Genomic DNA, 12,797 nt, shown 5'->3' on the forward strand with positions numbered 1-12,797 from the left:
GTCCTCTATCGAGCCTGCCAAGGCGCCCTTTGTCGGAGGACCCGTGACGCGCCGCTGCGCAAGCCGTTCGCCGCTCACTCCACCTTCACCCGCTCGAGCGGGGCAGCCGCGACGCTCGTCTGCCCCCGGCCCTTGGCCGCACTCACGCGGTGCCGGCGCTGCGCCAGATACTGATCGCCGAGCACTCCGGCCAGGATCACCGTTCCCATCACGGCGAAGTTGAGGGAGCTCGGTATGCCCAGGAGGTTGACGAGATTCTGCAGCACCTGGAGCAGCACGGTGCCGAGCACGACGCCGATGATCGAGCCTTCGCCGCCGCGCAAGGAGCAGCCGCCGAGCACGGCCGCGGCGATGGCATAGAGCTCGTAGAACGAGCCGTGCACGGCCGGCGAGATCGAGCGAGTGTACATCGCGAACAGGACTGCGGAAAACGCGGTCAGCCCGCCGCAGATGACATAGGCCGAAATCATCACGCGCTCGGAGCGGATGCCGGAATAGCGCGCCGCCTCCTCGTTCTTGCCGACCGCGTAGAGATAGCGGCCGAACACCGAGCGGTGCAGCAGCACCCAGGCCACGCCGGCGACGATGACGAGCGCCACCGCGCTATGCGGCAGCGGAAAACCCAGCACGTTGGTGCGACCCGCGGTCAGCCATTCCAACGTCGGGAAGCTGGTGCCGAAGCCGAAGCCCGCTGTCGCATCCTCGGTGTAGTAGCGCGCGGCACCCCGATAGATCAGAAGCCCGCACAGCGTCACCACGAAGGGCTGGATATGCATCCGGGTGACGAGCGCGCCGTGCACGAGGCCGATGACGAGCCCGCCTGCGATGATCATGGCGAAGGCGAGCATCCAATTGACGTCGTGATTGACGATGAGATCGATGAAGAGAACGCCGAGCAGCGCGATCACCGATCCGACCGAGAGCTCGATCCCGCCGATGATGATGACGAAGGCCTCTGCGATCGAGAAGATGCCGAACATCCCGACCTGGTTCAAGGTATTGGAGAGATTGCCGACGTAAAGGAAACGCGGATTGATGAAGGCCACGACCGCGCCGACGACGAGGATCAGGACCAGGAGGCTCAAATCTTTCTTGTTCAAGGAATCCTCACCTCAACCGCGTGGCCGACGGCCAACTGGAGCACATTGTGTTCGCTGAACTGGCTGCGATCAAGGAAGCCCGAGATCGCGCCCTCGTGCATGACGGCGATCCGGTCGCTGACCCCGATCACCTCCTCCATGTCGCTCGAAATCATCAGGATAGCGACGCCGGCGTCGGTCAGACGGCGCAGCATCTCGTAGATCTCCCGCTTGGCGCCAACGTCGACGCCGCGCGTCGGCTCGTCGAAGATCAAGATCTTCGGACGCATCGACAGCCATTTGGCAAGCACGACCTTCTGTTGATTGCCGCCGGACAACGAGCCGACGGTGGTTCCGACGTCGGGCGCACGAATATTCAACCGCTCGCGTTGCGTCTGCGCGTTCTCGGTCTCCTGCGCGGTGTTGACCAGGAAGAAGCGCAGGTAGGAGGATAGATCCGGCAGCGAGATGTTTTCGGCGATGGACACGTCGAGCAAGAGCCCGGAGCCCTTGCGGTCCTCCGGGATCAGGTAAATGCCGTGGTCGATCGCTGCGCGCGGGCTCGCGATCCGGATCGGGTTGCCCTCGAGCCTGATCGCACCGCCGCGCAAGGGATCGACACCAAAGATCACCCGCGCCAGTTCGGTGCGGCCGGAGCCGACGAGGCCAGCCAGCCCCAGGATCTCGCCGCGGCGAACCGACAAGCTCACCGCCCGGTCGGGATAGGTTTCGGTGATGACGTCGACGATATCGAGCACGGCGGCCCCCGGCGGTGCAGCCGGCGGCATGTAGAGCGATTTGAGATCGCGTCCGATCATCAGCCGGATCATCGCCGCCGGCGACAGTTCGGCACGTGTCAGCGCACCGACCATACGCCCGTCACGCAGGACCACCGCGCGGTCTGCGCATTGCATCACTTCGTTGAGGCGGTGGGTGATGAAGATGATGCTGACGCCGTCGGCCTTGAGGCCGGCGATGACCCGCATCAGCCGGTCGGTCTCGGACAGCGTGAGGCTCGAAGTCGGCTCGTCCATGATGACAAGACGCGCCTCGAGCGACAGCGCCTTCATGATCTCGACGAGCTGGCGCTGTGCCAGCGACAGATCGGCGAGCGGCGCGTCCGGCGCAAAATCGGCACCCAGGCGGTCGAGCAGCGGCTGCGTCTTCGCGTAGAGCGCCCTGCGGTCGATCAGCCGCAGCGGGCCGCCATGCACCGGCTCGCGGCCGATGAAGACATTGCTGGCAACGTCGAGATTATCGAAGAGATTGAGCTCCTGATGGACGAAGGCGGTGCCCGCCTCGATCGCATCCGCAACCGTGAGCGCAGGCCGCTCGGCGCCGTCGACGCGGATCGTGCCGCCGCTCGGTTCGACCACGCCGCCGAGTACCCGCATCAAGGTGGATTTGCCGGCGCCGTTTTCGCCGATCAGGGCGATCACCTCGCCCGGCGACACGGCAAGGCCGACGTGGTCGAGTGCGACCACGCCGGGATAGCTCTTGCTGATATCGACCAGTTCGAGAAACGGCTCAGGCATTGACGCTTGCGGGCAACGCCCGCACGCCTCCTACTTCTTGAGCATCGTCTTCATCGAGGACATGAAGTCGTCGACATTGGTCTTGTCGATGACCTTGCCGGGCACGATGATGATGCCGTTGCCGGGCACGCCGGACTTGTCGCCCCCGAGGTACTTCGCCATCAGCTTCATGCCCTGATAGCCCCACTCGAACGGCTGCTGCACGACCGTGCCGGCGATGGCGCCTTCCTTGACGCCGCCGAGCGTGATCGGATCCTCGTCGAAGCCGATGATCTGGATCTTGTTGAGCTTGCCGGCCTCCTTCAGCACTTCGTAGATGCGCGGCGTGTTGTAGGAGTAGAATCCGACCATGCAGCTAACGTCCGGCATAGCGGCGAGGATGTCCTCGACGTTGCGCTTGGCGCGGGTCTGGTCGATCTCGTCGCCGCGGACGTCAACGAGCTCGACCTTCGAGCCCTTGATCGTTTCCTTGACGCCCTCGATGCGCTCGCGGGCGTTGTCGGCGCCGGGAAGGCCGACGAAGCCGACGCACTTGCCACCGTTCGGCAGCGCCTTGAGCATGAGCTTGCCGGCGTCCTTGCCGAGATCGACGTTGGAGGAGCCGATATAGGCGATGCGCTTCGAGTTCGGCGCGTCGCTGTCTGTGGTGAACAGCAACGTCTGCGAGGCGATCTTGTTGAGATGCTCGACCTGATTCTTCGGATCGACCGCGCTGACCATGATGCCGGCGGCGCCGGCCGCGACGAGGTCGTCCATCATGCGCTGCTGAACGGCAGCGGCCGCCTGCTCCGGATATTTGAGCTGGAGGTCGTAATTGGGCAGCTCGACTTGGGCTTTCTTCACGCCGGCCTCGGCGATCTTCCAGAAGTCGGATGCGCCGTTGACGACGAAAGCCAGAACCTTCTTGTCCGCCGCATCGGCCGAGCCGAGACCCAGAGCCATTGCGAACGCGACAGATACACCTGCAATCAAGAGACGCTGCATGTCATCCTCCCCTTGTGCGGTTAGCCCTTGAGAAGGCCAACTCTGCTTGAGCCCGAATTGGGCGCATGCCTCACCTTCCACGCAGGTCGGCCGCCATCCGCATCATTGCGGCAGGGACGGGGGTCACCAACCGGCCCGCGAGGTGAAATGAGGCACGTACCTCACCGTAGCAAAGGCACGCCGGGCGTGCAACCGGAGGCTACGTTCGCGCGAAATCGACGCTTTGCGAGCGTTTACCCGGTTAGAACCATAGCGAATGATCCGAAATTTCAACGCAACGACCTGGTTGTCTTCGCGCCGGTATGCCGGCGGGCCATCCGATGACAGAGCGCCGGTTGAGCGAACGGGAATTGCAGATCGCGCGTTATCGGCTCTGGAGCGGGAGGTCACCGATCTGCGGGCGGCGTCGCTGCTTTGCAGCATTATCAGGGAGCCTGAAGCCGAGCCGCGAGGCGACTTACCGGATTGGCACGGGCCGCGTCGTTAACTGGTTCTTAGCGCTAATCATGCGGATGATCAGCGCGGGAAGACCGGGGAGACTGCTCCCATGCTGAAGGATGGTACCTACGCGGCGTGGTACAAGACGCCGCTCGACCAGGGCACCGGCATCGTCCATGTCGCAGACGGCCGGATTTGGGGCCGCGACAGCCTGATGACGTATCATGGTTCCCTAGAGGTCGATGGCGATCGCTTCACCGCGACTGTGTCGACGAAGCGTCACACTGATGGACGTATCACTGTCTTCGGCGTCTATGATGAACTGACGCTGGACATCGAGGGCACGTGCCCCGGCAAGATCGCGACCTACACGGCGACGACCGGGCAGGCAGAGGGAGTCGTCCTCCAGGGAACGCTCATTCTGACGGAACAGCCGGCGGCGGCACCTGAACGAACCGGGCAGGTCCCGGCGTTCAATCCCGCCAAACTTCCGAAGCTGCCGAAACGCCCGCGCTGATCGCAGCAACGACTGCAGCGCGCCGCTTCGCCTGCATCGACATGGCGCGCCCCGGACCGCGCAATTCTGCATCCTCAAGCTTCGGTGCCGGCGCTTTTCAAAGCGCCTGCGCCCCGTCATTGTGCCGCCGCATCAATCATCTCGGGGCAGCATCAATGTCGGACAAGGTCTCGCGTCGCCAGTTCGCGAAAATCGCGGGGCTGTCCGCAGCCGGAATGACGGGTCCCCTGGAACTCGCCGACGCCATGCCCGTAGCAGTGCGACGTAGCGCCGGCGGCTTTCCGCAAAATTTCCTCTGGGGCACGGCGACTTCGTCCTACCAGGTCGAGGGCGCGGTCGACGAGGACGGGCGAGGGGCCTCGATCTGGGACAAGTTCGTTCGCATCCCCGGCAAGATCGAGGACGGCACCACCGGCGACCGCGCCAACGAGCACTATCACCGCTACAAGGACGATATCGCGCTGATCAAGCAACTCGGCTGCAAGGCCTATCGCTTCTCGGTGGCCTGGCCGCGGGTGTTTCCGGACGGCGACGGCAAGCCGAACCCGAAAGGGCTCGACTTCTACAATCGCCTGGTCGATGAGCTTCTGAAGAACGGCATCGAGCCGTGGCTGACGCTCTATCATTGGGACCTGCCGCAATCGCTGCAAGATCGCTTCGGCGGCTGGCGCTCGACCGAGACCTGCAAGATCTTTGGCGACTACGCAGCCTATGTTGCCGGGCACCTGACCGATCGCGTCAAGAATGTTTTCACGCTGAATGAGAGCGGTCGCTTCGTCTATTTCGGCTACGGCATCGGCATCGACGCGCCGGGCCTGACGCTGCCGCAGGCTGAAGTGAACCAGATCCGGCACAACAGCGCGCTCGCGCACGGGCTCGCGGTGCAGGCGGTTCGCGCCCATGGCCGGCGCGGCACGCGCGTGGGTCCGGCCGAGAATATCGATGCCTGCATTCCCGCGATCGATACGCCCGAAAACGTCCGCGCCGCCGAGATCGCGCTGCGTGAGATGAACGCCGGCTATCTCAACGTCATCATGACTGGCCGCTATACGGACGCGTTTCTGAAATACGCGGGCGCCGACGCACCGAAATACACCGACGCGGAATTGAAGATCATCTCCTCACCGGTCGACTTCCTGGGCCTCAACATCTATGCGCCGCAGCACTACATCGTTGCGTCGGACCAGGGCGCGGGCTTCATGCCGCTGCCCATCCCAAAGGCCTTCCCCCACATGAATTCGGACTGGCTCCGCGTCGGCCCCGAGACGATCTACTGGGTGCCGAAGCTGGCTGCAAAAATCTGGAAGACGAATGCGATCTATATCAGCGAGAACGGGACCTCCGGCGACGACCAGGTGACGCAAGACGGCAAGATCTACGACACCGACCGTATCATGTATCTGCGCAACTACCTCGCGCAGCTTCAGCGCGCCACCGCCGAGGGCGTGCCGGTGCGCGGCTATTTCCTCTGGAGCCTGATGGACAACTTCGAATGGGTGTTCGGGCTCAACAAGCGTTTTGGGCTCTATCACGTCAATTTCGACACCCAGGTGCGCACGCCAAAACTCAGCGCGAGCTTTTACCGCAACGTGATCGCAACCAACGCGGCGGGTGCGTGATGGTATTTTCTCCCTTGCAGAGACTCCCCCGCACCCGAATTTTCCGCTGCGCGTAAAATCCGGCCTTTCCCCGCAACCGGGAGAGGCGAAGTGAAGGCACCGCACATTGACTCCGCTCTCCCCCTGATTCAAAACCGCCTCAACACTCATAAAAAGAGGATAACGCCCATGACCGACGCGCTGATCATCGATGCCTGCCGCACCCCGCGGGGCGTCGGCAAGGCCGGCAAGGGAGCACTCTCCGGCATTCATCCGCAGCAGCTTGGCGCGACCGTGCTGCGCGCGATGGCCGATCGCACCGGCATCAACACCGCCGACGTCGACGACATCGTCTGGGGCTGCAGCGCGCAGGTCGCGACGCAAGGCGGCGATCTCGGCCGCATGTCAGCGCTCGATGCTGGCTATGACGTGCGCGCCAGCGCGGTGACGCTGGATCGTTTCTGCGGCTCCGGCATTACCAGCGTCAGCATGGCGGCATCCTCGATCATGGCGGGCGCTGAAGACCTCGTCATCGCCGGCGGTTGCGAGATGATGTCGATGGAGGGACGCCGTGGCGGCGGTCCGATGATGATGGACTCCGGCAATCTGCGCCTGCGTGCGCGGCATCCGCAATCGCATCAGGGCGTTTGCGCCGATGCGATCGCGACTCTGGAGGGCATCACGCGGCAGGACGTCGATGCGCTCGGGCTGGAAAGCCAGAAGCGGGCAGCGCAGGCGATTGCCGGCGGTCACTTCAAGAAGAGCCTTGTGCCCGTCCATCGCGAGGACGGCAGCCTCGCGCTGGACCATGAAGAATATCCGCGGCCGCAGACCACGATGGAAGGCCTCGCTGCGCTGAAGCCGGCATTCCCCGCGATCGCCGACTATGCGCTCGACGACAAGGGCACGACCTATCGCGGCCTGATCCTGCAAAAATATCCGGACCTGAACATCGACTTCATGCATCACGCCGGCAACTCGTCCGGCGTCGTCGATGGCGCCGCTGCGATCCTGCTGGCTTCGCCGTCCTACGCCAAGGCGCATGGTCTCAAGCCGCGGGCCCGCGTCGTTGCGATGGCGAACATGGGGGACTCGCCGACCCTGATGCTGAACGCGCCGGTGCCGGCGACGCGCAAAGTGCTGGCGAAGGCGGGGCTCACCGTCGACGACATTGATCTCTTCGAGATCAACGAGGCCTTTGCGGTCGTTGCCGAAAAATACATCCGCGATCTCAAGCTCGACCGTGCCAAGGTCAACGTCAATGGTGGCTCGATCGCGCTCGGCCATCCCATCGGCGCGACCGGCTCGATCCTGATCGGCACCGTGCTCGACGAGCTCGAACGGCGCGACCTCAAGCGTGGTCTCGTCACCATGTGCGCGGCCGGCGGCATGGCGCCGGCGGTCATCATCGAGCGCATCTAGCCTTATTTTTCGGGGTGAATCGCGACCGGCCTCCGACAAAGAGGCCGGTCGTCGCTTGTCGAAAGCATCGAATCAGCATTAGCAAGGCGGCTTGCGGGCCTTTGAAACAAGGCAAAAACCGCTGTCCGAGGCTTCGTCCGCTCAGGAAGTAGCTAAAAAGCAGGGGGTTTCTGCCGCAGGGGGCCAAAAAGCCCGCAAAAACCGTGACAAAACTGTGCAGAAGGCTATAGGCCTTCGCCGGTTGGTCTAATATGCAACCGGCAACGAATCAGAGGAGACACGATGCCAACCCAAATGTCCAAATCGCAGTTGATCGAAAAGATTGCGACCGTCACCGAGCTTTCCAAGCGCGACGTCAAGAGCGTCATGGAGACGCTGACCGACGTCGGCCACAAGGAGCTCAAGAAGAGCGGCCTGTTCCTGGTGCCGGGCTTCGCCAAGTTCGTCGTCATCAAGAAGCCCGCGACCAAGGCGCGTAAGGGCACCAACCCGTTCACGGGTGAAGAGATGATGTTCAAGGCCAAGCCGGCCCGGAAGATCGTCCGCGCCCGCCCGGTCAAGGCTGCCAAGGATGCCGTGGCCTGATAACGCAAAGGCCCCCTCGATGAGAGGGGGCCTTTTGTAACGAGCGACGTAGGGGCCGATACGGAGGGGATCAGCCCCTGCGGCGCTTGGCCCGAACCGGGATCGGCTGAAGCCGCGGCTCGGGTCCTGCCAGCGCATCGCGCACCCGGTCGATGACCCTATCGAGCAGCTGGCGCAGCCGCTGTGTCGTCCGCGATCGCTTTGCTTCTTCCAGCAGTTTCTTCATCGCATCACTCCGCCGCTTCGACCTTGGAGTCGACGTTGGCCTGGACCGGCTCGAGCGCTGCGGCGATGGCCTCGTCGACGCGCTCCAGCCAGATGAATTCGAGGTTGTCCCGCGCGCTCTTCGGGATGTCGTCGTAATCCCGCTTGTTGCGCGCCGGCAGCATCACCCGCTTCAGTCCGGCGGCGGCCGCAGCCACCACCTTCTCCTTGATGCCGCCGACCGGCAGCACCAGGCCACGCAACGAGATCTCGCCCGTCATCGCCGTGTCGCTCCTCACCGTGCGATTGGTGAGCAGTGACGTCAGCGCCGTGAACATCGCCACACCCGCGCTCGGGCCGTCCTTCGGGGTCGCGCCCGCAGGGACGTGAACGTGGATGTCGCTCTTCTCGAACAGCGTTTGATCGATGCCGAGCTGCGTGGCTTTGCTCTTCACCAGCGTCATCGCCGCCTGCACGCTCTCGCGCATGACGTCGCCGAGCTGGCCGGTCAGGATCATGCCGCCGCGGCCGGGCACGCGCGAGGCCTCGATGAACAGGATGTCGCCGCCGACCGGCGTCCAGGCAAGGCCGGTGGCCACGCCCGGAATGCTGGTGCGCTGCGCGATCTCGCCTTCGAAGCGCGGCTGGCCGAGCACGGTGCCAATGTCGTTCGGCGTCACCACGACCTTTGCAGCCGTGCCTTCGGCGACCTGCACCGCGGCATGGCGAAACAGCTTGCCGATCTCGCGCTCGAGGCTACGCACGCCGGCCTCGCGGGTGTAACCCTTGACGACCAGCTTCAGCGCCTCCGGCTCGATCTCGGCCTGCTCGGCAGTCAAGCCGTTGGCCTCGAGCTGCCGCCGCACCAGATAGCGCTTGGCGATCTCCAGCTTCTCCTCCTCGGTGTAGCCGGCAAGGCTGATCAGCTCCATGCGGTCCAGCAGAGGACCCGGAATCTGGTCCAGCATGTTGGCCGTCGCAATGAACACCACGCGCGACAGGTCGAAGGGCACGCCCAGGTAATTGTCCCGGAACGTCCCGTTCTGCTCGGGGTCGAGCACCTCCAGCATCGCAGCAGAAGGATCGCCCTGCACGCCGCGGCCCATCTTGTCGATCTCGTCGAGCATCATGACGCAGTTGCGCGTGCCGGCCTTCTTGATGCCCTGGATGATGTTGCCGGGCAGCGCACCGATATAGGTGCGCCGGTGGCCGCGGATCTCGGCCTCGTCATGCACGCCGCCCAGGCTGACGCGCACGAAAGGGCGATCCATCGCACGCGCGATGGATTGGCCGAGCGAGGTCTTGCCGACACCGGGCGGGCCGACGAAGCACAGGATCGGGGCCTTGCCCTGCGGCGCCAGCTTGCGCACCGCCAGATATTCAATGATCCGGCTCTTGATCTTCTCCAGCCCGAAATGATCGGCATCCAGGATGCGGCGCGCTTCCTTGATGTCGATCGGCTTCTCCGCGGGCAGCGCCCACGGCAGCTCGATCAGCCAGTCGAGATACGTGCGGACCATGCCGGATTCACCGGCGGCCTCGGGCATGCGCTCGTAGCGGCGCAGCTCCTTCCTGGCATGCGCATCCGCCTCCGGCGGCATGTCGGCCTTGGCGATCGCAGCCGTCAGCTCGGCGACCTCGGCGGCCTTGCCGTCGCCTTCGCCCAGCTGCCGTTGAATGGTCGCCATCTGCTCGCGCAGGATTGCCTCGCGCTGCCGCTCGTCGAAGCTGGCGCGGGTCTTCTGGCCGATCTCGTTGCTGATGCGCAGCACCTCCAGCCGCTCAGCCAGGTGCTTCGACACCTTCTCGACGCGCAGGGCGAGATCGATGGTCTCCAGCACCTCCTGCTTGTCCTGCGGCTTGATGTCCATGAACGACGTCGCCAGATCCGCCAGCGCGCCGGGCGCGGTGGTGCTCTGGAACATCGCGACCAGCTCGGGCGGCGCCTGCGGCAGCAGTTCGGTCGCCTCGATGGCCAGGCGTTGCAAGTTCAGCGCGCGCGCCTCGATCTCCGGCGAATTCGTTGTCGGCTCGGGGATCTGCTGGATGCGCGCGGCCGGGAATGGCGTCCCCGGCAGAAAGTCGAGGATGCGCGCGCGCTGTACGCCCTGGCAGACGATGTGATGCGTGCCGTCGGGCGCGGTGATGTAGCGCACGATGTTGGCGATGGTCGCGACGCGATAGAGATCGTCCGGACCGGGCTCCTCGGTCTCGGGGCTGCGCTGCAGGACGATGCCGATCGGCCGCTGCTCGCGCAGCGCCTGCTGCGCGGCGGCGACGGACTTCGGCCGCGCGATCGCGATCGGCGCGATGGCGCCGGGGAACAGCACCATCTCGCGCACGGGGATGATGATCAGTGCGTCTTCGGGAATCTTCACGTCAGGATTGGTCTGTTCGGTGTTCATCTGTTCGGTGGCCATGATCGACCTCAGGATTTGGCGAGGCGCAGTGCGACGCAGCCGTCCATCACGAAGCGGCTGATGGCGTAGCGGCCAAGGGGCAATGCAATGCGGCGCTCAAAACGCCCCTGCGGCAGCTCGAGCCGGTGGATGCGGGCGTTGCGAAGCTCCGGCGGAAGCGTGCGCTGGCCGGAGATGATCAGCACGCCGTCCTGGATCACCGTCTCGACATTGTCCGGATTGACGCCGGGAAGCGCGACCAGGATCAGGAGTTCATGCTCGGTTTCGAGTACGTCGATCGGCGGCTCCCAGCAGGCCTCCTGACGACCGAACTGCTGACGCAGCCGTTCGGCGCGGGTCAACGAGTCCAGGGCTTCGGACAGCATCCAGTCGAGAGGATTTTTAGGTTGCATGGCAAAAACTCGGGGAAGGCGCTGCGGTTGGAAAACGAGGATATGGGGATGGTTCCCACAAATTCCAGCATCGCGCGTTTGGAGCATGCCTGGCCTCCAAGCCGGAGGAGGCCCCTTGCGCTCAGACGCATCGACGCCGCGGAGACGATCCGCGGCGCCGGAGGCAACAATTGAGCGGAATTCTGAAGTCAGGCGGCGGCGCGGTATTCTTCTTCCGCTTCGAGGTTGATGACCGACGTGGCGAGTTCGGACAGGGTGTGGTCGGTCGCCTCTTCCTCGTCCAGCGTCGCCTGAAGCAGCCTTGCCGCGTCCGCCATGCCGAGCTCCTCGGCCCAGGTGCGCAGCGTACCGTAGCGGGAGATCTCGTAATGCTCGACGGCCTGGGCTGCCGCGAGCAGGCCGGCGTCGAGGGCAGGAGCGTTCTTGAAATCCTTCATGATCTCGGCGCCCTCGTCGGTGATGCCGTTGATCGCCTCGCACGGCTTTCCGCGCGCGGGCTTGCCCAGCATCTTGAAGATCTGCTCAAGCCGTTTGACCTGACCCTGCGTCTCCCGCAGATGCTTGTTGAAGGCGGCGGCAAGGTGCTTCGAATGCGCGGCCTTGGCCATCTTGGGCAGCGTCTTGATGATCTTGTTCTCCGCGTAATAGATGTCCTTCAGCGTCTCGTGAAACAGGTCGCTCAGCATCTTCGGCGCCTGACGCGGGCGGCGCGCCGCGGTCTTTTTCTTGTTCGCACGTTTCTTTGCTTGTTTAGCCATAAGTCCTCCTCATGAGGCGACACGGGAAGGCATGCCCTTCCTCAATCCTCGGGCGATAAAGACTCTTCGACAGCAATTGTTCCTCGCGAAGGCCCTCGCGAGCCGCTATGCCTTGCCGTCTGACCACGTCCGGCCGAGACGCACACTCATGCTCGACTTCGCCCTGTCCGCCTTCGTCACATTGCTGCTGGTGGTCGACCCCGTCGGCCTTGCGCCGGCCTTTCTGGCCGCGACCGGCGGCATGCCCGACAAAATCAAGCGGGTGGTCGCGTTGCGGGCGCCGCTGATCGCGGCCTCGATCCTGGTCGTGATCGCGCTGGCCGGAAACTGGCTGCTCCGCCAGCTCGGGATCGGCATTCCCGCGTTCCAGATCGCGGGCGGGCTGCTGCTGTTCGGCGTGTCCTATCAGATGATTTTCGGTGACCGGCCGCATCGCGAGGCCCGGGAGGCCGACAAGGCGACCGCGGAGCATGCCTCCGATGTCGCCGTGTTTCCGCTCGCCATCCCCATGATGGCCGGTCCCGGCGCGATCGCGACAACGCTGCTGCTGGCGGGCAATGCCGGCTATGGGGCGAAGCTCGCGATCATTCTCGCGGTTGTCCTCTCGGTGTGCCTGATCTGCATGCTCTGCTTCATCTCGGCGAGCCTGATCGCACGGACGCTCGGGCGCACCGGAAATGCGGTGCTCTCGCGCGTGCTGGGCATGCTGCTCGCGGCCTATTCGGTGCAGTTCGTGATCAACGGAATCGTGGCCGTCCGGGCAAGCCTGTGATAGAGCTGCGGCAATCTGTTAATCTGTTGATATTACAGTCGATTTTGTAGCTCGGCGGGAATGCCGGCAAGTCAGCGCCTGATCCGGGCCGCT

At 64.2% G+C, this 12,797-nt stretch carries 12 protein-coding genes; 5 read left to right on the top strand and 7 right to left on the bottom strand.

The features are described 5' to 3' along the window. Positions 1-74: 74 nt before the first annotated feature. The 3 genes from ABIA96_RS19920 to ABIA96_RS19930 are packed head-to-tail and all read right to left on the bottom strand — an operon-like array spanning position 75 to position 3,598. Complete coding sequence (locus tag ABIA96_RS19920) at positions 75-1,100, bottom strand: ABC transporter permease (RefSeq protein ID WP_354138745.1); 1,026 nt, start codon at positions 1,098-1,100, stop codon at positions 75-77. After that, entirely contained in the window at positions 1,097-2,614 is a 1,518-nt protein-coding gene (locus ABIA96_RS19925; protein ID WP_354138746.1) for a sugar ABC transporter ATP-binding protein, read from the bottom strand. Before ABIA96_RS19925 ends, ABIA96_RS19920 begins: the two co-directional genes overlap by 4 nt. A 30-nt stretch (positions 2,615-2,644) precedes the next feature. Further along, a complete protein-coding gene (locus tag ABIA96_RS19930; RefSeq protein ID WP_354138747.1) occupies positions 2,645-3,598 on the bottom strand; it encodes a sugar-binding protein in 954 nt (317 codons plus the stop codon). A gap of 547 nt (positions 3,599-4,145) precedes the next feature. On the opposite strand from ABIA96_RS19930, the gene ABIA96_RS19935 reads away from it, so the two are divergent. The 4 genes from ABIA96_RS19935 to ABIA96_RS19950 all read left to right on the top strand — a co-directional run bounded on the left by ABIA96_RS19935 (position 4,146) and on the right by ABIA96_RS19950 (position 8,158). Further along, positions 4,146-4,553 (top strand): hypothetical protein, encoded by a 408-nt coding sequence (locus ABIA96_RS19935; protein WP_354138748.1) that lies wholly within the window; start codon positions 4,146-4,148, stop codon positions 4,551-4,553. 155 nt (positions 4,554-4,708) lie between these two features. After that, positions 4,709-6,172, top strand: a complete 1,464-nt coding sequence (locus tag ABIA96_RS19940; protein WP_354138749.1) for a GH1 family beta-glucosidase — start codon at positions 4,709-4,711, stop codon at positions 6,170-6,172. 168 nt (positions 6,173-6,340) lie between these two features. Further along, positions 6,341-7,573: an acetyl-CoA C-acetyltransferase gene (locus ABIA96_RS19945; protein ID WP_354138750.1), complete on the top strand. Its 1,233-nt coding sequence runs from the start codon at positions 6,341-6,343 to the stop codon at positions 7,571-7,573. Between the two features lie 282 nt (positions 7,574-7,855). Beyond that, positions 7,856-8,158, top strand: coding sequence for an HU family DNA-binding protein (locus ABIA96_RS19950; protein WP_354138751.1), 303 nt, complete (start codon positions 7,856-7,858; stop codon positions 8,156-8,158). A 70-nt stretch (positions 8,159-8,228) separates the two neighbouring features. Here the strand turns inward: ABIA96_RS19950 and ABIA96_RS19955 are convergent, their stop codons facing one another. The 4 genes from ABIA96_RS19955 to ABIA96_RS19970 all read right to left on the bottom strand — a co-directional run bounded on the left by ABIA96_RS19955 (position 8,229) and on the right by ABIA96_RS19970 (position 11,932). After that, positions 8,229-8,384, bottom strand: coding sequence for a hypothetical protein (locus ABIA96_RS19955; RefSeq protein WP_354138752.1), 156 nt, complete (start codon positions 8,382-8,384; stop codon positions 8,229-8,231). Between the two features lie 4 nt (positions 8,385-8,388). Continuing rightward, the gene (gene lon, locus ABIA96_RS19960; protein ID WP_354138753.1) at positions 8,389-10,782 is read right to left on the bottom strand and encodes an endopeptidase La; all 2,394 of its coding nucleotides are present in this window, start codon (positions 10,780-10,782) and stop codon (positions 8,389-8,391) included. 8 nt (positions 10,783-10,790) lie between these two features. Beyond that, a complete protein-coding gene (locus tag ABIA96_RS19965) occupies positions 10,791-11,174 on the bottom strand; it encodes an Hsp20/alpha crystallin family protein (RefSeq protein WP_354138754.1) in 384 nt (127 codons plus the stop codon). A gap of 188 nt (positions 11,175-11,362) precedes the next feature. Continuing rightward, entirely contained in the window at positions 11,363-11,932 is a 570-nt protein-coding gene (locus tag ABIA96_RS19970; RefSeq protein WP_354138755.1) for a YciE/YciF ferroxidase family protein, read from the bottom strand. A 148-nt stretch (positions 11,933-12,080) separates the two neighbouring features. Here ABIA96_RS19970 and ABIA96_RS19975 point away from each other — a divergent pair, with 148 nt between their 5' ends. Beyond that, entirely contained in the window at positions 12,081-12,704 is a 624-nt protein-coding gene (locus ABIA96_RS19975; protein WP_354138756.1) for a MarC family protein, read from the top strand. The last annotated feature ends 93 nt before the right edge of the window (positions 12,705-12,797 follow it).

The organism is Bradyrhizobium sp. LB11.1 (assembly GCF_040549385.1).
Classification (GTDB): Bacteria; Pseudomonadota; Alphaproteobacteria; order Rhizobiales; family Xanthobacteraceae; genus Bradyrhizobium.

What these genes read in the sequence shown, in the direction of transcription:
- ABIA96_RS19975 (WP_354138756.1), top strand. Translation starts at nt 12,081, where the DNA reads ATGCTCGACTTCGCCCTGTCCGCCTTCGTCACATTGCTGCTGGTGGTC.
- ABIA96_RS19945 (WP_354138750.1), top strand. Translation starts at nt 6,341, where the DNA reads ATGACCGACGCGCTGATCATCGATGCCTGCCGCACCCCGCGGGGCGTC.
- ABIA96_RS19940 (WP_354138749.1), top strand. Translation starts at nt 4,709, where the DNA reads ATGTCGGACAAGGTCTCGCGTCGCCAGTTCGCGAAAATCGCGGGGCTG.
- ABIA96_RS19930 (WP_354138747.1), bottom strand. Translation starts at nt 3,598, where the DNA reads ATGCAGCGTCTCTTGATTGCAGGTGTATCTGTCGCGTTCGCAATGGCT.
- ABIA96_RS19965 (WP_354138754.1), bottom strand. Translation starts at nt 11,174, where the DNA reads ATGCAACCTAAAAATCCTCTCGACTGGATGCTGTCCGAAGCCCTGGAC.
- ABIA96_RS19955 (WP_354138752.1), bottom strand. Translation starts at nt 8,384, where the DNA reads ATGAAGAAACTGCTGGAAGAAGCAAAGCGATCGCGGACGACACAGCGG.
- lon (WP_354138753.1), bottom strand. Translation starts at nt 10,782, where the DNA reads ATGGCCACCGAACAGATGAACACCGAACAGACCAATCCTGACGTGAAG.
- ABIA96_RS19950 (WP_354138751.1), top strand. Translation starts at nt 7,856, where the DNA reads ATGCCAACCCAAATGTCCAAATCGCAGTTGATCGAAAAGATTGCGACC.
- ABIA96_RS19970 (WP_354138755.1), bottom strand. Translation starts at nt 11,932, where the DNA reads ATGGCTAAACAAGCAAAGAAACGTGCGAACAAGAAAAAGACCGCGGCG.
- ABIA96_RS19925 (WP_354138746.1), bottom strand. Translation starts at nt 2,614, where the DNA reads ATGCCTGAGCCGTTTCTCGAACTGGTCGATATCAGCAAGAGCTATCCC.
- ABIA96_RS19935 (WP_354138748.1), top strand. Translation starts at nt 4,146, where the DNA reads ATGCTGAAGGATGGTACCTACGCGGCGTGGTACAAGACGCCGCTCGAC.